Genomic DNA, 21,839 nt, shown 5'->3' with positions numbered 1-21,839 from the left:
TGATCACAAATGTCGGTTTTCCGCCGATGCCCGGCAATTCGTGTTTTCTTCTTGCCCAAATTTATGCCACACCGCCTTCAAATCCAAGCTGATGGGACAAATCCATGAACATCCATGAATACCAGGCCAAAGCCCTGCTGCGCAGCTACGGCATTCCGGTATCCGATGGCCGCGCCGTGACCAAGGCCGAAGAGGCCAAGACCGCGGCAGGCGAACTTGATGGCCCGCTCTGGGTGGTCAAGGCGCAAATCCACGCCGGTGGCCGCGGCAAGGGCCATTTTGTCGAGCCTGAGGCTGGCGAAAAAGGCGGCGTGCGTCTGGCGCGTTCGGTCGGTGAGGCGGCAGAATTTGCCCGCCAAATGCTGGGCCGCACGTTGGTCACCGTGCAGACCGGGCCTGCGGGCAAGCAAGTCAACCGCATCTACATCGAAGACGGCAGTGATATTGAGCGTGAGCTGTATCTCGCTCTGCTGATTGATCGGCAGACCAGCCGCATCTCGATCGTCTGCTCCACCGAAGGCGGCATGTCGATTGAAGACGTCGCCCATGACACCCCGGAAAAGATCCTGTCGTTCAGCGTCGATCCGGCCTCGGGCTATTCGGATTTCCACGGCCGCCGCGTCGCCTTTTCGCTGGGTCTGACCGGCAATCAGGTCAAGCAATGCGTCGGCATCGTGAAGAACCTCTACAAGCTGTTCGTCGACAAAGACATGGACATGCTGGAAATCAACCCACTTGTGGTGATGAAAGACGGCAACATGAAGTTGCTCGACGCCAAGATGAGCTTTGACGGCAACGCGATGTATCGCCACCCCGACATTGCCGCGCTGCGCGATGAGACCGAGGAAGACCCGAAAGAACTCGCCGCGTCGAAATTCGATCTGAACTACATCGCGCTGGATGGCGAAATCGGCTGCATGGTGAACGGCGCGGGTTTGGCGATGGCCACGATGGACATCATCAAGCTTTACGGGGCCGAGCCTGCCAACTTCCTCGACGTCGGCGGCGGTGCCACCAAGGAAAAGGTCACCGAGGCGTTCAAGATCATCACTTCTGACCCCAACGTTAAAGGCATCCTCGTCAACATCTTCGGCGGTATCATGCGCTGCGACATCATCGCCGAGGGCGTGATCGCTGCGGTGAAGGAAGTCGGACTGAAAGTGCCGCTGGTGGTGCGCCTTGAAGGCACCAACGTCGAGCTGGGCAAAGACATCATCCGCAACTCGGGCCTGAACGTGATCGCCGCTGACAACCTGTCAGACGCCGCACAGAAGATCGTCAAAGCGGTGAAGGGATAATATCATGGCCGTTCTTGTAAACCAAAACACCAAAGTCATCTGCCAAGGCTTCACTGGCAGCCAAGGCACGTTCCACTCGGAGCAGGCCATCGCTTACGGCACCAAAATGGTCGGCGGCGTCACCCCCGGCAAGGGCGGCACCAGCCACCTGAACCTGCCGGTGTTTGATAGCGTTCACGAGGCCCGCGCGATCACCGGGGCAAATGCATCGGTGATCTATGTGCCGCCACCGTTTGCCGCCGACAGCATCCTTGAGGCGATTGATGCCGAGATGGAGTTGATCGTCTGCATCACCGAAGGCATCCCGGTGCTGGATATGATGAAGGTCAAGCGCGCGCTGATCAATTCAAAGTCGCGCCTGATCGGGCCGAACTGCCCCGGCGTGATGACCCCCGGCGAATGCAAGATCGGCATCATGCCGGGCAGCATTTTCTCGAAAGGCTCGGTTGGGGTTGTGTCGCGTTCCGGCACGCTGACCTATGAGGCCGTCAAGCAGACCACCGATGTGGGCTTGGGGCAAACCTCGGCTGTCGGCATTGGCGGCGATCCGATCAAGGGCTCGGAACACATTGATATCCTTGAGATGTTCCTCGCTGATCCCGACACCCATTCGATCATCATGATCGGGGAAATCGGCGGCTCTGCCGAAGAAGAAGCTGCACAATTCCTTGCGGATGAGAAAAAACGCGGCCGCTGGAAGCCCACTGCTGGCATCATCGCCGGCCGCACCGCTCCCGCTGGCCGCCGCATGGGCCATGCTGGTGCCATCGTCGCAGGTGGCAAGGGCGACGCCGAAAGCAAGATCGAAGCGATGAAAATGGCTGGCATCATTGTGGCCGATAGCCCGGCGACTTTGGGCGAGGCCGTGCTGAAAGCGATCAAGGGCTGATCAATCATGGCTGATCAATCGCTGGCACGATTTATATCTAGCTCCTTTCAGTTTTCAGGGCGGGCGAGCCGTTCTGAATACTGGAAGCGGTTTGGTAAATCGTTGCTGGCGGTTTGCGTATTTCAGTGGGTCGTCATTTTGGCGCTATATCTAACGATTGGATCCAATGCCATTGCAACTGGGCCGATCTCGCTCGCTAACATGCCTCTCGGAGCCATCATTCTGTTATCACTCGGCATGATTTGTTTCCTCACGTTGTCAACGACAGCGAGGCGGTTTCAAGATCATGGGTGGTCGGGTCGCTGGTTTCAATGGATGTTCTACTTACTCGCCTTAGCTGCAATCTGCGTTGCGATAACTGTCGCTGGCATCCTAATGCAGGCTGCCACAGTCGCAAATGTTGGTTTTTCGATGGGGTTCCTGACCCTATTCCCCATATATGCAAGCATCATATGGACGATCTGGATTGGCTTCGTCAAAGCCGATCCGGGTTCCAATCAATACGGTCCCAACCCACTTGAGGCATCCAAATGACCGAACAATCCCCCAACTCGCAATTCCACGCCTCCAGCTTCCTGCAAGGCGCGAATGCGGATTATGTTGATCAACTGGCCGCAAATTACGCTGCTGACCCCTCGTCGGTCGATGCGCAATGGGCGGATTTTTTCCGCTCGCTGGCGGAACCAGAGATGGACGCCAAGCGGCAGGCCACCGGGCCATCCTGGGGCCGCGCCGATTGGCCGCCCACGCCTTCGGATGACATTACCGGTGCTTTGACGGGCGAATGGCCTGTGGCGGCGGAGCCTAAGGGGGCTGGCAAAAAGCTGGTCGAGAAAGCTGCGGAAAAGGGGGTCAGCCTGTCTGATGCTCAGGTGCAGCGTGCCGTGCTGGATAGCATCCGCGCCATCATGATCATCCGTGCTTACCGAATCCGTGGACACCTCGCCGCCGATCTCGATCCGCTGGGCATGACCGATCGCGGCAACCATCCCGAGTTGGAACCCGCCTCATACGGCTTCACCGAAGCCGACATGGATCGCCCGATCTTCATCGACAACGTGCTGGGGCTGGAATTTGCCTCGATGCGCGAGATCATCGACATCGTCAAACGCACCTATTGCGGCACCTTCGCGCTGCAATACATGCATATCTCTGACCCGGCGCAATCGGCCTGGCTTAAAGAGCGTATCGAAGGCTATGGCAAGGAAATCGCTTTCACCCGTGAAGGCCGCAAAGCGATCCTGAACAAGTTGGTCGAGGCTGAGGGCTACGAGAAGTTCCTGCATGTCAAATACATGGGCACCAAGCGCTTTGGTCTCGATGGTGCGGAAGCGCTGATCCCGGCGATGGAGGCGATCATCAAGCGTGGTGGCGCTATGGGCGTCAAAGAAGTGATCTTCGGCATGCCGCACCGGGGCCGCCTGAACGTTTTGTCGAACGTGCTGCAAAAACCCTACCGCGCGATTTTCAATGAATTCCAAGGCGGCAGCTTCAAGCCGGAAGAAGTCGATGGCTCGGGCGATGTGAAATATCACCTTGGTGCCTCTAGCGACCGCACCTTTGATGGCAATACCGTTCACCTTTCCCTCACCGCGAACCCGTCTCACCTAGAGGCGGTCAACCCGGTTGTGCTGGGCAAGGCTCGCGCCAAGCAGGATCAGTTTGGCGATACCGAACGCAGCCAGGTGCTGCCGGTGCTGTTGCATGGTGATGCGGCCTTTGCAGGGCAAGGCGTTGTGGCCGAATGTTTTGGTCTGTCGGGGCTGAAAGGCCACCGCACGGGCGGCACCATTCATATCATCGTCAACAACCAGATCGGCTTTACCACCGCACCGGCCTACAGCCGCTCGTCGCCCTACCCCACCGATATTGCGCTGATGGTGGAAGCGCCGATTTTCCATGTCAACGGCGACGACCCGGAAGCCGTTGTTCATGCAGCGAAAGTCGCCACCGAATTCCGCCAGACCTTCCACAAGGACGTGGTGCTGGATATTTTCTGCTACCGCCGCTTTGGTCACAACGAAGGCGACGAGCCGATGTTCACCAACCCGGCGATGTACACCACAATCCGCAAGCAAAAGACCACCTTGCAGCTGTATACCGACCGTCTGGTCGCTGATGGCCTGATACCCGAGGGCGAGATCGAGGATATGAAGGCGGCATTCCAAGCCCGGCTGAATGAGGAATTTGAGGTCGGCAAAGACTTCAAACCCAACAAGGCAGATTGGCTGGATGGTCGCTGGAAGGCGATGAAAACCAAAGATCTGGACAACTACCAGCGTGGTGAAACCTGGATCAAGCCCGAGACGATGGCCGAAGTGGGCGCGGCGCTGACCCGGATTCCCGAAGGCTTTGACATCCACAAGACCGTGGCACGCCAGTTGGAAGCCAAGAAGAAGATGTTCGAAAGCGGCGCGGGCTTTGATTGGGCAACCGCCGAGGCTTTGGCCTTTGGCAGTTTGCAGGTCGAAGGGTTTCCGGTGCGGCTTTCGGGGCAGGACTGTACGCGCGGCACATTCAGCCAGCGCCATTCCGCCTTCATCGACCAGACCACCGAGGAACGGTACTACCCACTGAACCACATCCGCGCCGGGCAAGCGCGCTATGAGGTCATCGATTCGATGCTGTCGGAATATGCGGTTCTCGGCTTTGAATACGGCTATTCGCTGTCGGAGCCCAATGCGCTGACTATGTGGGAAGCGCAGTTTGGCGATTTCGCCAACGGCGCGCAGATCATGTTCGACCAGTTCATCAACTCGGGGGAGTCGAAATGGCTGCGGATGTCTGGGCTGGTTTGCCTGCTGCCGCATGGCTTTGAGGGTCAGGGGCCGGAACACTCATCGGCCCGTCTGGAACGCTTCTTGCAGATGTCGGCACATGACAACTGGATCGTTGCGAACTGCACCACGCCGTCGAACTACTTCCACATTCTGCGCCGCCAGATGCACCGCGATTTCCGCAAACCGTTGATCCTGATGACGCCGAAATCGCTGCTGCGTCACCCAATGGCGATCTCGGATGCGTCGGATTTCACCGATGGTAGCTATTTCCACCGCGTGTTGTGGGATGATGCGCAGAAGGGTCACTCGGAAACCAAGCTGAACGCCGATGATGGCATCAAGCGCGTCGTTTTGTGCTCGGGCAAGGTTTACTATGACCTTTTGGCCGAACGCGATGCGCGCGGTCTGACCGACACCTACCTTCTGCGCGTCGAGCAACTGTATCCTGTGCCAAAGCAATCGCTGACGGCGGAACTGTCGCGCTTCAAGGGCGCGGAATGGGTCTGGTGCCAGGAAGAGCCGAAGAACATGGGTGCCTGGTCGCATATCGAGCCGGAGTTGGAGACGTTGTTGACCAACATCGGCGCCACTAACACCCGTGCCCGTTATGCTGGCCGTGCGGCCTCGGCCTCCCCGGCGACGGGTCTGGCGTCCAAACACAAATACGAACAGCAAACCCTGGTCAACGAAGCGCTCGGCTGACCGAATTAACGCGCCGACGCGCAGGAGATTGAAAATGACGGATGTAATGGTGCCCTCATTGGGCGAAAGCGTCTCGGAAGCCACCGTATCGACCTGGTTCAAAAAGCCCGGCGATGTGGTCAAGCAAGACGAGATGCTGTGCGAGTTGGAAACCGATAAGGTTTCGGTCGAAGTGCCCAGCCCGGTGTCGGGCGTGCTGACCGAGATCATCGCGCCGGAAGGCACCACCGTGGCCGCCAATGCGCGGCTTGCGATTGTGACCGAAGGGGCGGCGGGTGCCAAAACCGCGGCGCCGATCCCGGTGAAAGCCGAAGAGCCGAAATCGGTTGCCGCTGCCGCCACGGTCGGCTCGCCCGGTGCTGGCCCGGAAGTGCTGACCGCGCGCGATGTCGAAAATGCGCCGTCTGCCAAGAAGGCGATGGCAGAGGCTGGCTTGTCGGCTGACCAAGTCCAAGGCACCGGTCGCGATGGCCGGGTGATGAAGGAAGACGTGGCGCGTGCAGCCTCTGCTGCCCCGATTGCCGCGGCCCCCGCGCCTGCTGCGATCCCGCGCGCGCCTGTGCCCGCCGATGATGCCGCCCGAGAGGAACGCGTCAAGATGACCCGCCTGCGCGCCACCATCGCGCGCCGGTTGAAAGACGCGCAAAACACCGCCGCGATGCTGACCACCTATAACGAGGTGGACATGTCCGGCATCATGTCTTTGCGCAATGAATACAAAGACATCTTCGAGAAGAAGCATGGCGTGAAACTCGGCTTCATGTCGTTCTTCGTCAAAGCCTGCACCCATGCTTTGAAAGAAATCCCGGAAGTGAATGCCGAGATTGACGGCCAAGATGTGGTTTACAAAAACTACGTCCATATGGGTGTTGCCGTTGGCACGCCTTCCGGCCTTGTGGTGCCTGTGGTGCGCGATGCCGATCAGATGGGCTTTGCCGCGATTGAGAAGAAAATCTCGGAACTCGGCCTGCGCGCCCGCGATGGCAAGCTGTCGATGGCCGAGATGCAGGGCGGTTCGTTCACCATCTCGAACGGCGGCGTTTATGGCTCGCTGATGTCGTCGCCGATCCTGAACCCGCCGCAGTCGGGTATTCTGGGGATGCATAAAATCCAAGACCGCCCGGTCGTGGTCGCAGGCCAAATCGTCATCCGTCCGATGATGTATCTGGCTTTGTCCTACGATCACCGGGTTGTGGATGGCAAAGGGGCGGTGACGTTCCTGGTGCGGGTCAAGGAAGCACTGGAAGATCCGCGTCGGTTGTTGATGGATTTGTGAGCGAGCAACAGGGTTTACCCCGCCCTACGAGCTAACTTGTAGGGCGGGATGCATCCCGGCAATGGAGGTTTGATTTTGCAAACAAGCTCACTCGCGGCAATTTTGAAGAAACGTTACGACTCTGCTGCCCCTGGTGGTCAAGTTGTGGCGATTTATCTGTTCGGAATTGAGTTTGCTGACGCCCTTGGCGGCAAGCCTCTGAAAGAAATTTGTAGCGATGCGGGGATTTCGCCAGCTTACGCGACCGAGCTTTCAAAGGCCCGTCGATTAGCCCCGTTTGTCGTACTGAAATAATGACCGCTGAAAGTAAAGCACATACAAGCGCGCGCCCATCGCCCCGCACCAAGCGCGCCGTTGTGGTGTGTATGCGCAATGAGGCGGTGTTTGTGCTGGAGTGGGTGGCCTATCACCTGAGCATCGGTTTTGACCGGGTCTTCCTTGTCACCAACAACTGCCAAGACGGCACGGATTTGATGGCGGATCGGCTGGCGGAACTGGAACCCGTGATCCACATCCGTAATGAAGTCGCCCCCGATGAGGCACCGCAGGTCGTAGGCCTTGCCCGCGCGTTGCGGCATCCGGCGATGTCGGATGTGGAGTGGTTGTTGCACATCGACGCCGATGAGTTTCTCAACATCACCGCCGGCGCGGGTATGGTGGGCGACCTGCTGCAAGCCGTTGGCCCCTGCGATACCGTTGCCGTGGCATGGCGCTTCATCGCCAGCGGTGGGCGGCAAATCTGGCAGGGCGGCAGCCTTCTGGCCGAGCAAACCCAGTGCTCGGCACAGATCGAGGAACAACTGGTGTTCCACAAATCCCTGTTCCGCCCCAATCGCTTTGCCCGCGCTATTGACCATATGCCGAAGGATCCCTTCGACCCCGAGGTTGTGGTGCGCAACAGCTTGGGCGCGAAAATCCCCAATCGCGGGTTGTCGCACCCGACCGCCGCCAACTATCGCGGCATCAAGGATCAGGATCTGACATGGGTGAATGCCGATATTCACCATTATTTCGTGCGATCCGAAGATGTGTTCCTGCTGAAAAACATCCGCGGCGATGGCATGGCGAAGCAACATGCCAACCATGTGCTCGGCTCAAAGATGTGGACCATTGCCGAACGTGCCACCGGAGAAGACCGCTCGATCCAGCGGCATCTGCCAAACGTCGCCGCGCGCCTGGCCGCCTATGACGCCGATCCGCAGTTGCAGGGTTTGCACAAAACTGCGCTGGCTTGGCTGGCCGATCAGCGCGACACTTACCTGACGCCTGAGAACCGCAAGCTGTGGGATCAGCGCCGCAAACGTCCGAAGAAGGAGGCGCCGCTATGACAGCCGAACTCACCGCCCTTGCCCTTGCAGGCCTGCTACAAGCCGTGCAATTCGCGCTGTTCGCCATCCCCGCCAACCTGCAACTCGGCACTGGATACACCTCTAGCCCGCGCGACCGCCCGCCATCACGGCAGCTGTCGGTGCAAGCGGGTCGGTTGCAACGCGCGATGATCAATCATTTCGAGGGGCTGATCCTGTTCACCCTCGCCGTCGTGGTGGTGACATTGGGCAACCAATCCAGCACGGTCACCCAATACGCCGCCTATATCTACCTCGCCGCCCGCGTGCTTTACGTCCCTGCCTATGCTTTCGGCCTTCGGCCGTGGCGTTCGGCAATCTGGGCCGTGGGCTTTTTCGCCACGCTCACCATGATCGTGGCAGCTTTGATCTGACATCGGCGCGCCTGCAAAGGCAGCATGCGCCAAACATACGAAGGAACTCACATGGCAAGCTTTGACGCAATCATCATCGGCGCAGGCCCCGGCGGCTATGTTTGCGCCATCCGGGCCGCACAACTGGGCCTAAACGTGGCCGTGGTCGAGGGCCGCGAGACGCTGGGTGGCACCTGCCTGAACATCGGCTGCATCCCGTCAAAGGCGCTGCTGCATGCCACGCACTCGCTGCACGAAGTCCATGAGAACTTTGAGAAAATGGGCCTGATGGGAGGTGCGCCGACGGTCGATTGGCTGAAAATGCAGTCCTATAAGACCGATGTTGTGAACGGCAATACCAAGGGTATCGAGTTTCTGTTCAAGAAGAACAAGGTGACCTGGTTGAAAGGCTGGGCGAGCATCCCCGCGCCGGGCAAAGTGCAGATCGGTGATGAGGTGCATGAGGCAAAAAACATCGTGATTGCAACGGGGTCAGAGCCGTCTAGCCTGCCCGGTGTCACGGTGGATGAGACGATTGTGGTAACCTCGACCGGGGCTTTGGTGCTGCCGTCGATCCCGAAGAGCATGGTGGTGATCGGCGCGGGCGTGATCGGGCTGGAGATGGGTTCGGTGTACGCACGGCTTGGCACCGAAGTCACCGTGGTGGAATATCTGGACGCGATCACCCCCGGTATGGACGCTGAGGTGGCGAAGTCGTTCCAAAGGATCCTGACGAAACAAGGCTTCAAGTTTATCTTGGGTGCCGCTGTGCAAGGCGTGGAAACCAAGGACGGCATCGCTAAGGTGACTTACAAACTACGCAAGAACGACACCGAAGCCAGCCTTGAAGCCGAAGTGGTTCTGGTCGCCACGGGGCGTAAACCCTATGTCGCGGGCCTTGGGCTAGAGGCTTTGGGGGTAGAGATGCTGCCGCGCGGTCAGGTCAAGACCGACGCGCATTATGCCACCAATATCAGCGGCTTGTATGCGATTGGTGACGCTATTGTTGGCCCGATGCTGGCACATAAGGCCGAAGATGAAGGCATGGCTTTGGCCGAGATCATGGCGGGCAAAGCCGGCCATGTGAACTATTCGGTGATCCCCGGTGTGGTCTACACCTCGCCAGAGTTGGGCTCTGTGGGGGCTACTGAAGAACAGTTGAAAGAACAGGGCCGCGCTTATAAGGTCGGCAAGTTCCCCTTCATGGGCAATGCGCGCGCCAAAGCGGTGTTTCAGGCCGAAGGTTTCGTGAAAATGCTCGCCGATGCCAGCACCGACCGCATCCTGGGTTGCCATATCATCGGGCCGGGCGCGGGCGATCTGATCCACGAGGTTTGCGTGGCGATGGAATTTGGCGCGTCAGCACAAGATCTGGCGATGACCTGCCACGCCCACCCAACCTATAGCGAAGCTGTCCGCGAGGCGGCGCTGGCATGTGGTGACGGCGCGATCCACGCCTGAAGATCAAGCGGTTGATTTTTATCGCATAATCCTCCGCTAGGCCCGCTTCCACAGCCAGTCAAACAGCCCCGATGTGTCACCATCGGGGCTGATACCGACCACCAAAGCCGCCTCCATCGCGCCATCCGGCTCGGTCATCTTGACTTGCGCATAGGCCCATTCGCCCGCTTGCGCCGCAATCCTGTCCTGCGCGTTCATCATGTCGCGCGCGTTTGATCGCGCATAGCTTTCATCATCGGCGTAGATCGCCTGATTGACCGCCTCATCAAAGAAAATCTGGCTGGTCAGCACGGTCTTGTCGTCAAGAAACACCTTGTAATGCACATGCGTGGTGCGGCCCGGATACCAGCCGGGGAAGATGGTTTGAAACGTGGCAACGCCGGTGGAATCGGTCATTTGCGCGCCACGCAGAAAGCTCTGGCCCTCTGTATCGGCCCCGCCGCCCAAATTGCGCACCCCTGAATAGACGCCCTGCGCATCACAATGCCACACATCCACCCGCGCCCCTACCACGGGCGTGCAGTCGGCCGTCACCACTTGCAAACGCAACTGCATCGGCAGGCCCGGCCTGCCTTCGGTGATATCCGCACGCAGCAATTGCGGATCAAGGTAGAACGGTCCCTCGGTCACTTCCTTTTGCAACAGGCACACATCGGTCGAGATCAACCCGGCACTTTCGGCACGGGCGGCAACACCGCTTGGCAGCACCGCCAGCGGGGCAAGGGACATCGCCTTCAGAACGGTGCGGCGGTCAAGCGTGGAAAGCGGGCGCATGGGAACTCCTGTATCTGCCGCCATAGAACGCCCGAGGCGAAGCTTTCCGTCGGCTCAACTTGCCAAATGTCGCAGGCCCTGCGTCACATCAATCCGCACCGCCAGACGCAGCCCCGGCTCGTCGCCTGCCCGCAGGGCCGCCAGAATCATCCGATGATGCTGCGGCATGTCGCGGCGGCGCAGCTTCTGGTAAAGCGCCCGCATGGTTGGCCCCAGTTGCAGCCAGACCGTCTCGCACAGGGCCAGCATCGCCGGGGTCTGTGCGCGCAGGTAAAGCGTGCGGTGAAACTCCAGATTGGTGCGCACATAGGCCACCGCGTCTTGGTTCATCACCGCCTCTTGGTTCAGCGCATTAATCGCCGCAAGCCGATCAATCAGCGCGAAATGCGCACGGGGCAAGGCGCGTGAGGCCATCTCGGGCTCCAGCATCGCCCGGATAACTGCCAGTTCCTCAATCCGTTCCGGTGTCAGTTCCGGTGTCGAGATCCGCCCTGAGGAAGACATGGTAAACGCCCCCTCGGCCACCAAGCGCCGCACCGAGTCGCGCGCGGGGGTCATCGAGACGCCAAACTGTTCGGCAATGCCACGCAGGGTCATCGCCTGACCCGGGGCCAGCTCGCCATGCAGCACCTGTTGGCGCAAGCTGCGATACACCCGCTCATGCGCTGCCGCATTCGGATCGGCCAAACGGGAGGACAAGGGGCGCGGCGGGATCGACATGACTTACCCAATCACCCGGATGCACATGGGGTCAATCCCCCTCAACATCAAACCGGATCGCCTGCAAGGCGCCACCTTCCCACTTCAGCCACGCCCGTTCTGCCTGCCAGCCGGGGAAAAGCTTTTGAACCACCGCCCAGAATCGATCCGAGTGGTTCATCTCCAGCATATGCGCGACCTCATGCGCCGCGACATAGTCCAGCACGCGAGGGGGGGCCATGATCAGCCGCCATGAATACATCAAGGCCCCGTCCGAGGTGCAAGACCCCCAGCGCGACCGCGTGTCGCGCAGCGTCACTTGCGCCACCTTGCGTCCGATCAGGCCAGCGTAATGATCCGAAGCCGCCACCAGCCGGTTGCGCGCCTGCACCCGCAAGAACGCCGAAACCCGCGCCGCCGCCCGCGCCGCATCGCCCGGCACGATCAGCGCATCCCCCTCTGCCCGCACCGAGCGCCCCGGCCCGCTTTCCAGCCGCAACAGCCGGCCCTCAAACGGCAGAACCGAGCCTATGCCCACCCCCACCACCTGCGGCATCCGCGCCACCGCAGCCCGGATCCAGCCTTCCTGCGCGCGTGCAAAAGCCATCGCCTCGGCCTCACGCGCACGCGTTGGCAAAGACAGCGTCACCGCCCCATTCGCCTGCGACACCCGCAACGAAAACCGCCGCGCCCGGGCATTGCGACGCAGGGTGATTTCGATCGGAGGCGGGCCGGGAAGAAGAAACATGGCATCTCTGGACATGGGGCCGCAGCATAGCTATCTGCCCCCCAGCTGCAACTGCTGCAAAGCGGCATGCTGACAAATATGAGAGGGCCTAGAAAAGCCTTTGACAGTCGCCTGCCCTTGTGGCAAGCGACTGCATTCCGAATTGACAGCCCGCAAGGGCCAGCCTGAACAAAGGGAAAACCATGCCATTGGCAGAATGGGGAACCAAGCGCGTGTGCCCGACCACCGGCAAGCGCTTTTACGACCTGAACCGCACTCCGATCGTCAGCCCCTACACGGGTGAGATCGTGGATATCGAATCGGCACGCCGCAAAATGGCCGCCGCCGTGATCGCACGCGTTCAGCCCGAAAAAGATGATGATGCGGTTCTGGTCGACGATCTGGAAGCCGACGATGATCTGTTGGTTGCAGGCGTCGCTGACGATGCCGAGCTGGACGATGAACTGCTAGAAGATGACGCCGACGACACCGTGTCGCTCGACGATCTGACCGACGTTCCCGGCGACGAGGAAGACGTTTAATCTGTTTGGCTTGGGCGAGGGATGGGTGCATTTTTCCTCTTGCACCCCCCCGCGCCCTCCCCTAAACAGCGCCCACCAAGACGACGCGACGCGCCCAACGTCGTGACAAGGATGGGGTCATAGCTCAGATGGGAGAGCGCTTGAATGGCATTCAAGAGGTCGGGAGTTCGATCCTCCCTGGCTCCACCAAACATCCCGCACCAAGCAAAACGGCCCACCTTTCGGTGGGCCTTTTGCTTTGCATCATGGGGAAGGCCGGGGTGGGTCGCACCACGCCCCGCGCGCAACCCTGCCAGTCTTAACCTTGCTTGGCCTCTAGCGCGGCAATCCGAGCCGCAAGCGCCACATTCTCTTCCCGCGCCTTTTGCGCCATCGTGCGCACCGCGTCGAATTCCTCGCGGGTGACGAAATCGCGGTCCGCCATCCAGCGGTCCACAAAGCCCTTCATTGCGGTTTCGGCTTCGGTCTTGGCGCCCTGCGCCACGCCCATCGCATTGGTCATCAGTTTCGACATGTCGTCGAAGAATTTGTTTCCGGCCGTCATCTGGGGCCTCCTTTCGCTTGTCTCATATATGAGCCGCCACAGGCTTGCGCACAAGATGGCGATCTGCCGCGATGTAACGTTGACATCGCGCGCGGGCTTGCCGACAACGCAAACAAATTGCAGGAAGCCAAATGTCCTATATCCCCTTCCCCAACCTGTCGCCCGATATCTTCTCGATCCCCTTGGGGTCGATGACGCTGACGCTGCGATGGTATGCGCTGGCCTATATCGTGGGCCTTCTGGCGGGCTGGAAGCTGATCGTGTGGATGATCAACACCCCGCGCCTGTGGGCCGGTCCCGCGCCGGTGACCGCAGAAGCCATCGAGCGGCTGCTGACTTGGGTGATCTTCGGCGTCATCCTCGGCGGACGTCTGGGCTATGTGATCTTCTACCAACCGGAGCATTTCCTGCAACACCCGCTGCAGATCCTGCGGGTCTGGGAGGGCGGCATGTCCTTCCACGGCGGCTTCCTTGGCGTCGCAGTGGCAGGCATCTGGTTCTGCAAGCGTCAGAACATCGCCATGTTGCCGGTGGCCGATCTGATGGCCGCCGTCGCCCCAATTGGCTTGCTGCTGGGCCGTCTGGCCAATTTCATCAATGCCGAGCTCTGGGGCCGCCCGACCGATCTGCCCTGGGGCGTGGCCTTCCCCGGCGAGGCCGCGCAAAACTGTCCCGGCATCCTGACCATCTGCGCCCGCCACCCCAGCCAGCTTTATGAGGCTGCTCTGGAGGGCCTGCTGCTGCTGCTGCTGCTCAGCTATCTGATCTGGCGGCGCGATTGGCTGAAGACACCGGGGAAAATCGCGGGCCTGTTCTTTGCGGGCTACGGCGTCTCGCGGTTTCTGGTCGAATTTGTCCGCCAGCCTGATGCGCAGTTCATCTCGGACGGTAATCCTTTGGGTCTTGCCCTCCATGCCTCTGGCTACGGCTTGACGATGGGCCAAGTCCTGACCCTGCCGATGATCGCCGCAGGCCTGTGGTTCATCGCCAAAGCCAAGCCCGCATGACCCCCTTAGCCGATCTGCTGGTGCGGCGCATACGCGCCAATGGCCCGATCACTCTGGCCGACTATATGGCCGAGTGTCTGCTGCACCCCCAGTACGGCTATTATGCCACCCGCGACCCGTTCGGCGCGCCCGGAGATTTCACCACCGCACCCGAGATCAGCCAGATGTTCGGCGAGCTGCTCGGCCTGTGCCTTGCGCAGGCTTGGCTTGATCAGGGCGCCCCCGCGCGCTTTACCCTGGCCGAGCTTGGCCCCGGTCGTGGCACCCTGATGGCAGACGTTCTGCGCGCCACCAAAGGCGTGCCCGGCTTCCATGGCGCTGCCGACGTTCTGATGGTTGAGGCCTCCGCCACTCTGCGCAAACGCCAGCGCGCCAGTTTGGGCGACCATCCGGCGCGATGGGCGGATCATTTGCCGCAGGGCGAAACGCCACTCTACCTGCTTGCCAATGAGTTTTTCGACGCCCTGCCGATCCGCCAGTTCACAAGGCAGCCACAAGGCTGGGCCGAAACCCTGATCGGCATCGCGCAGGACCGCCTCAGTATGGGCAAATCCGCCGCCGCCCCGATCTCGCTGCTGGACCACCGCCTTGCCGACACAAAACCCGGCGATGTCGTCGAGCTCTGCCCCTCTGCCCCCGCCCTGATGGAGAGCATCGCCCGCCAGATCGAAGCGCACGGCGGCGTGGCGCTCATCCTCGACTATGGCGATTGGACCTCACGCGGCGACACGTTTCAGGCGCTGAAAGCCCACCAGTTCGCCGATCCGCTGGCAGAACCCGGCGAGGCCGACCTCACCGCGCATGTCGATTTTGCCGCCCTCGCCGCCCCCTGCAAGGCCTGCGCCTATACAACCCAAGGCCAGCTGTTGACCGCGCTCGGCATCCATCCGCGTGCCGCGCGCATTGGCCAACGCCTCAGCGGAGACGCCCTGACCCAGCACAATGCCGCCACGCACCGCTTGACCGCGCCCGCGGAAATGGGAAGGTTGTTCAAAGCCCTCGCCGTCTACCCCAGCTACGCCCCCAAGCCCCCCGGAATAGCCTGATGCTCGAAATCATCACCTCTGACGCTCTTGCCCCCCGCCACGGGTTTTTCACCCGTAAAGGCGGCGCGTCTTCGGGGATTTTCGCGGGGCTGAACTGCGGCACAGGCTCTACCGATCAAGCCGAGGCCGTAGCGATCAACCGCGCCCGCGTCGCCGAAGCGCTGGAGCTTGCCCCCGATCATCTGGTTTCGGTGCATCAGGTGCACTCCCCTGACGCCCTTGCCGTCACCGCGCCGTTGCGTGTGCGTCCGCAAGCCGATGCGATGGTCACCGCCACGCCGGGTCTGGGCCTTGCGATCCTGACCGCCGATTGCCAGCCCGTGCTGTTTGCCGACGCATCGGCAGGAGTGATCGGTGCTGCCCATGCCGGTTGGCGCGGCGCGAAAGATGGCGTGCTGGAAGCGACGCTTGTGGCCATGGAGGCTTTGGGCGCATCCCGCAGCAATATCGCCGCCGTGATCGGCCCCTGCATCAGCCAGTCCGCCTATGAAGTCGGGCCAGAGTTCTTCGAGGCCTTCACCGACGATATTTCCGAAACGCGCCGCTTTTTCGCGCAGGGTCATGGGGATCGGATGTTGTTCGACCTGCCCGGCTATGGACTATGGCGGCTGCGCGAAGCGGGTATCGGCCACGTTGAATGGACACGGCATTGCACCTTTTCTGATGCGTCGCGTTTCTTCTCTTACCGCCGCACTACCCATGCCGGTGAGGCTGATTACGGCCGCCTGCTGTCGGTGATCCGGCTGTAATCCCAAGGCAGCCCGCCACAATTCGCCATAAAGCTGCACAAATTCTTCACAAACAATACTGTTTCCAGCCCAAACCCTGCCGCAAATATCCGGCAGATTGTCTCCAACGCATAAACAAACCTGCAAGGGACAAGGCCATGAAAAAAGAACGCCGCTGGTTGAAATCCGCAATCGCCGCTAGCGCCGAGCAGCAAGTCGCTCTGCCTTGGGCACGCGGCCAACGCCGCCGCCCCGAGGCGATGAAAGCCGCCCCTGCCAAATCCCGCGCGCTAGCTGCACGCTGAAAAACCCCTTCGATTCGCAAAAGGCCGGGCACCACGCCCGGCCCTTTGTGATTCGAAGACATACAACCGCAAGACTGCATCGCCTGCGTGAACAATAAGCGGGCTACATCAAGATCGCGTCATAACCGCATACCAATTAAGAATAAACTTTGACAGCCCGACGCGTTTCCGCCATCTTTGCCCTACAGATGTCCCTCTGTGAAAACAGGCGGTGGCGGGCGTGGTAAGACCCCTCAAAGGCTCCCCCCTCAGCGCACCAGTCCGGCGAAAACCCGGATTGTGGATGATGCTCAGTTAAGGCGGCCCTGGTGTGCTCTGACACCATCAAGGGGCCGCCTAAACATTTGTGCAGACCGCTGCCCACCAGATCGAATTCTGTCACAGAATTCGGCACGTTTTCTGACTTCAGAAAACGCCCCCGGTTGCCAGCCTATGCGTGCTTCGCCAACCGCGCTTCCAGCACGTCAAACGGCAGCCCCGGCTCGTCCTTGGCACAGCGGATCACCAGCGAGGTTTTCACATTCGCCACGTTCTCGGCCTTGAGCAACTGCTCGGTCAGGAACGACTGAAAGCTCGACAGATCCGGGGCCACGCATTTCAGAATGAAATCAATCTCGCCGTTCAGCATATGGCACTCGCGCACCAATGGCCAAGCCCGGCAGCGGCCCTCAAAGGTCGACAAATCCGCCTCGGCCTGACTTTGCAGCCGCACCATCGCGAAGACCTGCACCTCAAACCCCATCTCGCGGGCGTCGATATCGGCGTGATAGCCCTTGATATAGCCCGCCTCTTCAAGCGTACGCACCCGGCGCAGGCAGGGCGGTGCAGAGATCCCCACCCGGCTGGCGAGTTCCACATTGGTCATCCGACCATCCGCCTGCAATTCAGCCAGAATACGACGGTCAATCGGATCGAGTTTTGTGCCGGCCATCTGGGCCTCCTTTTTGGCTTGTATCTATGCCTACGCCCCGCCCTGCGCAACATTCTTTCACAAACGCGCAAGATGTTTTCGCAAAACACCCCCCGCTCGCACAATTCCGCCATGCGTTTGCCAGCCCTTTCCCCGCAGCCAACCAGCGCATATATCAAAACCCACACGAATCCGGGGAAAGTCATGAGCACGACACGCCACACCAAAGTTCTGATCATCGGCTCCGGCCCCGCAGGCTATACGGCAGCGGTGTATGCCGCCCGCGCCATGCTGGAGCCGATCCTTGTGCAAGGCCTGCAACCCGGCGGCCAGCTGACGATCACTACGGAAGTGGAAAACTGGCCGGGGGACACCCATGTGCAAGGCCCCGATCTGATGGTGCGGATGCAAGGTCATGCCGAGGCGATGGGGGCCGAGGTGATCAGCGATTACATCACCAGCCTTGATCTGCAAAACCGCCCCTTCACTGCCACATCCGACTCTGGCACCACCTACACCGCAGATGCGGTGATCCTCGCCACTGGTGCGCAAGCCAAATGGCTGGGCCTGCCGTCGGAAGAGAAGTTCAAGGGCTTCGGCGTTTCGGCCTGCGCCACCTGCGACGGCTTTTTCTATCGTGGCAAAGAGGTGGTGGTGATCGGTGGCGGCAATACTGCCGTAGAAGAAGCGCTGTTCCTGACCAACTTCGCCACCAAAGTCACCCTGATCCACCGCCGCGACACCCTGCGCGCTGAAAAGATCATGCAAGATCGCCTGTTCAAGCATGCCAAGATCGAAATGCTGTGGAACTCGGAAGTCACCGAAGTCTTGGGCTCCGACGCCCCCACTTCCGTCACCGCCGTCCGCACCCGCAATCTGAAAACCGGAGAGATCAAAGACGTGCCCTGCCACGGCTTCTTTGTTGCCATCGGCCACTCGCCAGCTTCGGAACTGGTGAAGGATCAATTGCCGCTGCATGAAGGCGGCTATGTCCAGGTTGAAGCGGGCTCCACCCGCACCGCCATTCCGGGCGTGTTTGCTGCCGGCGATCTGACCGACCATGTGTATCGCCAAGCCGTCACCTCGGCGGGGATGGGATGTATGGCAGCCCTAGACGCCGAACGCTGGCTGCAAGAACAAGCCGAGCAAGAATGATCCCCTTTGCGGGACAAGTCTGGCGTATCGTCAATCTGGGCCAAAATCCTGAACAACCTGCCTTCGCCCCCGAGGGCAGGTTTCATCATTCTGGCCAAACTGCAATTTATACATCGCTCAGCCCTGAAGGCTGTTCCGTGGCTATTGCGCGTTACATTCACGCCAACGACCCCGCCCGTGAAATAGTATTGCTGCAGATTAATGCGTTGCGCATTCTAGACATGCGGGGAAATCCCGACCTGTCTGTTGTTTGGCAAGACATTCGTGCAGCTGGCGCACCTGCGCCAACTTGGGCTTTCTCGAATGCTGCACGGGACGCAGGCGCACAAGGCCTGCTGTATTCGTCGCGCTCCCGCCCGGACTTGAGCCATCTGGTGCTTTTTCCGACAGAAGGCTTAGGTTTACGTGCCATTTCTGCTCAGCCTTGGCAGCCGGGCAGGTAAGAAAGGCGCGCGCCAATTGCGCACGCCATTGTCACCTCTTAATGCGCGTTCACCGGCGCCATGTCGTGCTGACGCGCCAACGAAAATGCCAGATCGCGGTCTGCGACCAGCGCGAGTTGCTCGCCATCCTCGCCATGCACGGCATAGACAGTTTTCATGCCGTTGATCTGCGCGCGTACCTTTTCCGGCAAACTCTCAACCGCAATCGGGCGGACATAAACGATGCGGTTTTCCGCCTCGGGCAATGCTTCGAATTTCACATCCATCATCATCTCTCCTTATTTGCGGCCAATACGAATGGTCTGCACAATGGTGTCGGGCACCATGCGGTGCAGGTCGATATGCAGCAGCCCGTGATCCAGATCAGCGCCTGCCACTTCAACCCCGTCCGCCAGAACGAACGAGCGTTGGAAAGCCCGCGCCGCGATGCCGCGATGCAGGAACACCCGCTCGCCCGGATCATCGCTTTGACGCCCCCGCACCACCAACTGGCGATCCTCTACCGTGATCGCCAGATCCTCATCGCGAAAGCCCGCGACGGCGAGGGTGATGCGATAGGTGTTTTCCGAGGTCGCCTCGATGTTGAACGGCGGATAGCCCTCGGAGGCGGTTTTGGCGGTGCGCTCAACCAGCCGTTCGAGCTGTTCAAAACCCAAAAGAAACGGGTGCGACCCAAAAGTCAGTTTCGTCATGACCGATGCCCTTTGCAACAAGCGACACTGAAGACCGGGCCCAAACAGCGGCACCCAATCCGTTGAATATGGGGGCAGCGGCGCAAGCCTGCAAGTGTTGCTCTGCCCCAGAAAACTTAAAGCCCCCTGCAGAAATTTCGCGCCGAATTCATACGAATCACTGTATCCTTGTGCAAAGCCAAAAAGACTGGATTCGGTCCTGCCATGAATGCCTCTTCCGAGATGAACTTTGACGATATGATGCGGGTGAAACTTGAGGTTTTGCGCCGTGAGCATCGCGATCTGGATGAGGCGGTGCATGCACTGGAAACCTCGGGTCGGCCCGATATTCTGACACTGCGGCGGCTGAAAAAGCAAAAGCTGCACATGAAAGACCAGATTGTGCGGATCGAAGATCTGCTGATCCCCAATATCATCGCCTGATTGCACCCTATGGTGCGTGAAAAGCGCACCCTCCCCCTGATGTTTAGGCTTTTCCTTGCCTCCCGCGCCCGCATTGCTATGAAGCGGTCAGAAACAGCCGGAGGCGCCAATGTCTGTTGATGTCGGGATCATCATGGGAAGCCAGTCAGACTGGCCGACGATGAAAGAAGCGGCCCTTGTGCTGGACCAGCTTGGCATTTCCTATGAGACCAAGATCGTCTCGGCCCACCGCACCCCGGATCGGCTTTGGGCATACGGCAAGGCCGCAGCGGGCCGTCTGCAAGTGATCATTGCGGGCGCAGGTGGGGCGGCGCATTTGCCCGGCATGATGGCCAGCAAAACTCGTGTGCCGGTGATTGGCGTGCCGGTGCAGACCAAAGCTTTGTCGGGCGTCGACAGCCTGTATTCCATCGTGCAGATGCCAAAAGGCTACCCGGTTGCCACTATGGCCATCGGGGCTGCGGGGGCGGCCAATGCGGGTTTGCTGGCGGCGGGGATTCTCGCGCTGCAAGACCCCGCTCTCGCCGCCCGTCTGGATGCCTGGCGCGATGCGCTGTCAGCCTCGATCCCCGAGGAGCCGAAGGATGAATAATCTGCCGCTTGGGGCCACCATCGGAATCCTAGGTGGCGGCCAGTTGGGCCGGATGCTGTCGGTTGCGGCCTCGCGTCTGGGATATCGGACCCATATATTCGAACCCTCTGCCAATCCGCCCGCCGCAGATGTGGCCCATAGCGTCACCACCGCCAGCTATGATGACATCGCCGCGTTGCAGGCCTTTGCCGCTTCGGTCGATGTGATCACCTATGAATTCGAGAATATTCCCACCGCCGCCCTTGATGCGCTGGAGGCCCTGCGCCCCATCCGCCCCAATCGCCGCGCGCTGGCGATCAGTCAGGATCGTATCCTTGAGAAAGACTTCCTCACCGGCCTCGGCCTGACCTGCGCCCCCTATGCCGCCGTGCAGAGCTTGCCGGATCTGGAGGCCGCCATCGAAAAGATCGGCACGCCTGCGATCCTGAAGACCACGCGGCTGGGTTATGACGGCAAGGGGCAGGCACGGATCAAGACCGCTTCGGATGCCGCCGAGGCTCATGCCAGCATGGCGGGGGCGGCTTGCGTGCTGGAAGGCTTCATCAGCTTCAGCCACGAGGTTTCGGTGATCGCGGCGCGGGGCTTGGATGGCTCGGTCGCCTGCTATGATCCGGGGGAGAACGTGCACCGGGATGGCATCCTTGCCACCACCACCCTGCCTGCCAAACTGTCGCCGTCGATGCGGTCGGATGCGATCCTGCTGGCGGCGCGGATTCTGAACGCGCTGGATTATGTGGGCGTGATGGGGGTGGAGTTGTTTGTGACCCCACAGGGGTTGATCGTGAATGAGATCGCACCTCGGGTCCACAACTCGGGGCATTGGACGCAGAATGGCTGCGCTGTCGATCAGTTTGAGCAGCATATCCGAGCTGTCGCGGGCCTTCCGCTGGGGGATGGTGGGCGGCATTCGGATGTGGTGATGGAGAATCTGATCGGGGAGGATATGGACCGCTTGCCCGACCTGCTGCGTGAAAATGACTGCGCCGTGCATCTCTATGGCAAGGGCGAGGCGCGGCCGGGGCGGAAGATGGGGCATGTCAATCGGGTGATCCGCAAGACCTAGTGTCCACGTGTGGACACGTTTCCCGTTTTATAAGAATCAATGACTTAGCGGTATGTGATTCACAGTTTGTTAAGCTTTGCCCCG

The 21,839-nt window shown here is 60.3% G+C and carries 25 protein-coding genes, 1 tRNA gene and 1 pseudogene; 20 read left to right on the top strand and 7 right to left on the bottom strand.

From position 1 onward, the window contains the following. Nucleotides 1–104: 104 nt before the first annotated feature. The 9 genes and pseudogenes from sucC to lpdA all read left to right on the top strand — a co-directional run bounded on the left by sucC (nt 105) and on the right by lpdA (nt 10,105). Nucleotides 105–1,298 (top strand): ADP-forming succinate--CoA ligase subunit beta, encoded by a 1,194-nt coding sequence (sucC, locus tag U1A24_RS04100; protein ID WP_322320715.1) that lies wholly within the window; start codon nt 105–107, stop codon nt 1,296–1,298. A gap of 4 nt (nt 1,299–1,302) precedes the next feature. Continuing rightward, on the top strand, nt 1,303–2,187 hold the full coding sequence (sucD, locus tag U1A24_RS04095; protein WP_322320714.1) for a succinate--CoA ligase subunit alpha: 885 nt from the start codon (nt 1,303–1,305) through the stop codon (nt 2,185–2,187). 6 nt (nt 2,188–2,193) lie between these two features. After that, nucleotides 2,194–2,721 (top strand): DUF805 domain-containing protein, encoded by a 528-nt coding sequence (locus U1A24_RS04090; RefSeq protein WP_322320713.1) that lies wholly within the window; start codon nt 2,194–2,196, stop codon nt 2,719–2,721. Continuing rightward, a complete protein-coding gene (locus tag U1A24_RS04085; RefSeq protein WP_322320712.1) occupies nt 2,718–5,669 on the top strand; it encodes a 2-oxoglutarate dehydrogenase E1 component in 2,952 nt (983 codons plus the stop codon). Before U1A24_RS04090 ends, U1A24_RS04085 begins: the two co-directional genes overlap by 4 nt. 31 nt (nt 5,670–5,700) lie before the next feature. Beyond that, nucleotides 5,701–6,945, top strand: a pseudogene (gene odhB, locus U1A24_RS04080) (2-oxoglutarate dehydrogenase complex dihydrolipoyllysine-residue succinyltransferase); the annotation flags it as partial. A 48-nt stretch (nt 6,946–6,993) separates the two neighbouring features. Then, on the top strand, nt 6,994–7,239 hold the full coding sequence (locus U1A24_RS04075; protein WP_322320710.1) for a hypothetical protein: 246 nt from the start codon (nt 6,994–6,996) through the stop codon (nt 7,237–7,239). Next, complete coding sequence (locus tag U1A24_RS04070; protein ID WP_322320709.1) at nt 7,239–8,273, top strand: glycosyltransferase family 2 protein; 1,035 nt, start codon at nt 7,239–7,241, stop codon at nt 8,271–8,273. Before U1A24_RS04075 ends, U1A24_RS04070 begins: the two co-directional genes overlap by 1 nt. Continuing rightward, nucleotides 8,270–8,665: an MAPEG family protein gene (locus U1A24_RS04065; protein WP_322320708.1), complete on the top strand. Its 396-nt coding sequence runs from the start codon at nt 8,270–8,272 to the stop codon at nt 8,663–8,665. The genes U1A24_RS04070 and U1A24_RS04065 overlap by 4 nt, the downstream gene beginning before the upstream one ends. A gap of 51 nt (nt 8,666–8,716) precedes the next feature. Beyond that, nucleotides 8,717–10,105 carry a dihydrolipoyl dehydrogenase gene (lpdA, locus tag U1A24_RS04060; RefSeq protein WP_322320707.1) on the top strand — a complete coding sequence of 463 codons (1,389 nt, stop codon included), beginning with the start codon at nt 8,717–8,719 and terminating at the stop codon, nt 10,103–10,105. A gap of 36 nt (nt 10,106–10,141) precedes the next feature. On the opposite strand, the gene U1A24_RS04055 is transcribed toward lpdA, so the two are convergent. The 3 genes from U1A24_RS04055 to U1A24_RS04045 are packed head-to-tail and all read right to left on the bottom strand — an operon-like array spanning nt 10,142 to nt 12,326. Then, nucleotides 10,142–10,879 carry an intradiol ring-cleavage dioxygenase gene (locus U1A24_RS04055; protein ID WP_322320706.1) on the bottom strand — a complete coding sequence of 246 codons (738 nt, stop codon included), beginning with the start codon at nt 10,877–10,879 and terminating at the stop codon, nt 10,142–10,144. Between the two features lie 54 nt (nt 10,880–10,933). Then, entirely contained in the window at nt 10,934–11,599 is a 666-nt protein-coding gene (locus tag U1A24_RS04050; protein WP_322320705.1) for a GntR family transcriptional regulator, read from the bottom strand. A 31-nt stretch (nt 11,600–11,630) separates the two neighbouring features. Next, nucleotides 11,631–12,326, bottom strand: coding sequence for a SprT family zinc-dependent metalloprotease (locus U1A24_RS04045; RefSeq protein WP_322320704.1), 696 nt, complete (start codon nt 12,324–12,326; stop codon nt 11,631–11,633). A gap of 182 nt (nt 12,327–12,508) precedes the next feature. On the opposite strand from U1A24_RS04045, the gene U1A24_RS04040 reads away from it, so the two are divergent. Continuing rightward, entirely contained in the window at nt 12,509–12,847 is a 339-nt protein-coding gene (locus U1A24_RS04040; RefSeq protein WP_322320703.1) for a TIGR02300 family protein, read from the top strand. A gap of 113 nt (nt 12,848–12,960) precedes the next feature. Beyond that, nucleotides 12,961–13,036: transfer RNA gene (locus tag U1A24_RS04035), tRNA-Ala, on the top strand. Between the two features lie 109 nt (nt 13,037–13,145). Here U1A24_RS04035 and U1A24_RS04030 read toward each other — a convergent pair. Then, the gene (locus tag U1A24_RS04030; protein WP_322320702.1) at nt 13,146–13,391 is read right to left on the bottom strand and encodes an accessory factor UbiK family protein; all 246 of its coding nucleotides are present in this window, start codon (nt 13,389–13,391) and stop codon (nt 13,146–13,148) included. Nucleotides 13,392–13,522: 131 nt separating this feature from the next. Between U1A24_RS04030 and lgt the strand changes: the two genes are divergently transcribed. The 4 genes from lgt (at nt 13,523) to U1A24_RS04010 (ending at nt 16,477) form a co-directional block, all read left to right on the top strand. Next, nucleotides 13,523–14,398 carry a prolipoprotein diacylglyceryl transferase gene (lgt, locus tag U1A24_RS04025; protein ID WP_322320701.1) on the top strand — a complete coding sequence of 292 codons (876 nt, stop codon included), beginning with the start codon at nt 13,523–13,525 and terminating at the stop codon, nt 14,396–14,398. Then, complete coding sequence (locus tag U1A24_RS04020) at nt 14,395–15,444, top strand: class I SAM-dependent methyltransferase (RefSeq protein WP_322320700.1); 1,050 nt, start codon at nt 14,395–14,397, stop codon at nt 15,442–15,444. The genes lgt and U1A24_RS04020 overlap by 4 nt, the downstream gene beginning before the upstream one ends. After that, nucleotides 15,444–16,193, top strand: coding sequence for a peptidoglycan editing factor PgeF (gene pgeF, locus U1A24_RS04015; protein WP_322320699.1), 750 nt, complete (start codon nt 15,444–15,446; stop codon nt 16,191–16,193). Before U1A24_RS04020 ends, pgeF begins: the two co-directional genes overlap by 1 nt. A 137-nt stretch (nt 16,194–16,330) precedes the next feature. Next, complete coding sequence (locus tag U1A24_RS04010) at nt 16,331–16,477, top strand: hypothetical protein (protein ID WP_322320698.1); 147 nt, start codon at nt 16,331–16,333, stop codon at nt 16,475–16,477. A 430-nt stretch (nt 16,478–16,907) separates the two neighbouring features. Here the strand turns inward: U1A24_RS04010 and U1A24_RS04005 are convergent, their stop codons facing one another. Then, nucleotides 16,908–17,408, bottom strand: a complete 501-nt coding sequence (locus tag U1A24_RS04005; RefSeq protein WP_322320697.1) for an Lrp/AsnC family transcriptional regulator — start codon at nt 17,406–17,408, stop codon at nt 16,908–16,910. Between the two features lie 183 nt (nt 17,409–17,591). On the opposite strand from U1A24_RS04005, the gene trxB reads away from it, so the two are divergent. Both trxB and U1A24_RS03995 read left to right on the top strand, forming a co-directional pair. Next, entirely contained in the window at nt 17,592–18,542 is a 951-nt protein-coding gene (gene trxB, locus U1A24_RS04000) for a thioredoxin-disulfide reductase (RefSeq protein ID WP_322320696.1), read from the top strand. Continuing rightward, complete coding sequence (locus tag U1A24_RS03995; RefSeq protein ID WP_322320695.1) at nt 18,539–18,985, top strand: RES family NAD+ phosphorylase; 447 nt, start codon at nt 18,539–18,541, stop codon at nt 18,983–18,985. The genes trxB and U1A24_RS03995 overlap by 4 nt, the downstream gene beginning before the upstream one ends. Nucleotides 18,986–19,023: 38 nt before the next feature. Here U1A24_RS03995 and U1A24_RS03990 read toward each other — a convergent pair whose 3' ends face one another. Both U1A24_RS03990 and U1A24_RS03985 read right to left on the bottom strand, forming a co-directional pair. Next, nucleotides 19,024–19,251 (bottom strand): DUF1150 family protein, encoded by a 228-nt coding sequence (locus tag U1A24_RS03990; RefSeq protein WP_322320694.1) that lies wholly within the window; start codon nt 19,249–19,251, stop codon nt 19,024–19,026. Between the two features lie 12 nt (nt 19,252–19,263). Continuing rightward, nucleotides 19,264–19,677: an Hsp20 family protein gene (locus U1A24_RS03985; RefSeq protein WP_322320693.1), complete on the bottom strand. Its 414-nt coding sequence runs from the start codon at nt 19,675–19,677 to the stop codon at nt 19,264–19,266. Between the two features lie 204 nt (nt 19,678–19,881). Between U1A24_RS03985 and U1A24_RS03980 the strand changes: the two genes are divergently transcribed. From U1A24_RS03980 to U1A24_RS03970, 3 genes are all read left to right on the top strand, one after another. Then, nucleotides 19,882–20,100, top strand: coding sequence for a YdcH family protein (locus tag U1A24_RS03980; RefSeq protein ID WP_322320692.1), 219 nt, complete (start codon nt 19,882–19,884; stop codon nt 20,098–20,100). A gap of 109 nt (nt 20,101–20,209) precedes the next feature. Further along, the gene (gene purE, locus U1A24_RS03975; RefSeq protein ID WP_322320691.1) at nt 20,210–20,692 is read left to right on the top strand and encodes a 5-(carboxyamino)imidazole ribonucleotide mutase; all 483 of its coding nucleotides are present in this window, start codon (nt 20,210–20,212) and stop codon (nt 20,690–20,692) included. After that, entirely contained in the window at nt 20,685–21,755 is a 1,071-nt protein-coding gene (locus tag U1A24_RS03970; RefSeq protein ID WP_322320690.1) for a 5-(carboxyamino)imidazole ribonucleotide synthase, read from the top strand. The genes purE and U1A24_RS03970 overlap by 8 nt, the downstream gene beginning before the upstream one ends. Nucleotides 21,756–21,839: the final 84 nt, after the last annotated feature.

Origin of the sequence: Cypionkella sp. (genome assembly GCF_034376685.1) — a bacterium.
Lineage (GTDB): Bacteria > Pseudomonadota > Alphaproteobacteria > Rhodobacterales > Rhodobacteraceae > Cypionkella.
The sequence above is the reverse complement of the archived record's forward strand: the minus strand, read 5'-3'. Positions and strand labels throughout refer to the sequence as shown.

Excerpts from the sequence above, each read along its gene's own strand:
- sucC (WP_322320715.1), top strand. The coding sequence starts at position 105 with ATGAACATCCATGAATACCAGGCCAAAGCCCTGCTGCGCAGCTACGGC.
- sucD (WP_322320714.1), top strand. The coding sequence starts at position 1,303 with ATGGCCGTTCTTGTAAACCAAAACACCAAAGTCATCTGCCAAGGCTTC.
- U1A24_RS04090 (WP_322320713.1), top strand. The coding sequence starts at position 2,194 with ATGGCTGATCAATCGCTGGCACGATTTATATCTAGCTCCTTTCAGTTT.
- U1A24_RS04085 (WP_322320712.1), top strand. The coding sequence starts at position 2,718 with ATGACCGAACAATCCCCCAACTCGCAATTCCACGCCTCCAGCTTCCTG.
- U1A24_RS04075 (WP_322320710.1), top strand. The coding sequence starts at position 6,994 with ATGCATCCCGGCAATGGAGGTTTGATTTTGCAAACAAGCTCACTCGCG.
- U1A24_RS04070 (WP_322320709.1), top strand. The coding sequence starts at position 7,239 with ATGACCGCTGAAAGTAAAGCACATACAAGCGCGCGCCCATCGCCCCGC.
- U1A24_RS04065 (WP_322320708.1), top strand. The coding sequence starts at position 8,270 with ATGACAGCCGAACTCACCGCCCTTGCCCTTGCAGGCCTGCTACAAGCC.
- lpdA (WP_322320707.1), top strand. The coding sequence starts at position 8,717 with ATGGCAAGCTTTGACGCAATCATCATCGGCGCAGGCCCCGGCGGCTAT.
- U1A24_RS04055 (WP_322320706.1), bottom strand. The coding sequence starts at position 10,879 with ATGCGCCCGCTTTCCACGCTTGACCGCCGCACCGTTCTGAAGGCGATG.
- U1A24_RS04050 (WP_322320705.1), bottom strand. The coding sequence starts at position 11,599 with ATGTCGATCCCGCCGCGCCCCTTGTCCTCCCGTTTGGCCGATCCGAAT.
- U1A24_RS04045 (WP_322320704.1), bottom strand. The coding sequence starts at position 12,326 with ATGTTTCTTCTTCCCGGCCCGCCTCCGATCGAAATCACCCTGCGTCGC.
- U1A24_RS04040 (WP_322320703.1), top strand. The coding sequence starts at position 12,509 with ATGCCATTGGCAGAATGGGGAACCAAGCGCGTGTGCCCGACCACCGGC.
- U1A24_RS04030 (WP_322320702.1), bottom strand. The coding sequence starts at position 13,391 with ATGACGGCCGGAAACAAATTCTTCGACGACATGTCGAAACTGATGACC.
- lgt (WP_322320701.1), top strand. The coding sequence starts at position 13,523 with ATGTCCTATATCCCCTTCCCCAACCTGTCGCCCGATATCTTCTCGATC.
- U1A24_RS04020 (WP_322320700.1), top strand. The coding sequence starts at position 14,395 with ATGACCCCCTTAGCCGATCTGCTGGTGCGGCGCATACGCGCCAATGGC.
- pgeF (WP_322320699.1), top strand. The coding sequence starts at position 15,444 with ATGCTCGAAATCATCACCTCTGACGCTCTTGCCCCCCGCCACGGGTTT.
- U1A24_RS04010 (WP_322320698.1), top strand. The coding sequence starts at position 16,331 with ATGAAAAAAGAACGCCGCTGGTTGAAATCCGCAATCGCCGCTAGCGCC.
- U1A24_RS04005 (WP_322320697.1), bottom strand. The coding sequence starts at position 17,408 with ATGGCCGGCACAAAACTCGATCCGATTGACCGTCGTATTCTGGCTGAA.
- trxB (WP_322320696.1), top strand. The coding sequence starts at position 17,592 with ATGAGCACGACACGCCACACCAAAGTTCTGATCATCGGCTCCGGCCCC.
- U1A24_RS03995 (WP_322320695.1), top strand. The coding sequence starts at position 18,539 with ATGATCCCCTTTGCGGGACAAGTCTGGCGTATCGTCAATCTGGGCCAA.
- U1A24_RS03990 (WP_322320694.1), bottom strand. The coding sequence starts at position 19,251 with ATGGATGTGAAATTCGAAGCATTGCCCGAGGCGGAAAACCGCATCGTT.
- U1A24_RS03985 (WP_322320693.1), bottom strand. The coding sequence starts at position 19,677 with ATGACGAAACTGACTTTTGGGTCGCACCCGTTTCTTTTGGGTTTTGAA.
- U1A24_RS03980 (WP_322320692.1), top strand. The coding sequence starts at position 19,882 with ATGAATGCCTCTTCCGAGATGAACTTTGACGATATGATGCGGGTGAAA.
- purE (WP_322320691.1), top strand. The coding sequence starts at position 20,210 with ATGTCTGTTGATGTCGGGATCATCATGGGAAGCCAGTCAGACTGGCCG.
- U1A24_RS03970 (WP_322320690.1), top strand. The coding sequence starts at position 20,685 with ATGAATAATCTGCCGCTTGGGGCCACCATCGGAATCCTAGGTGGCGGC.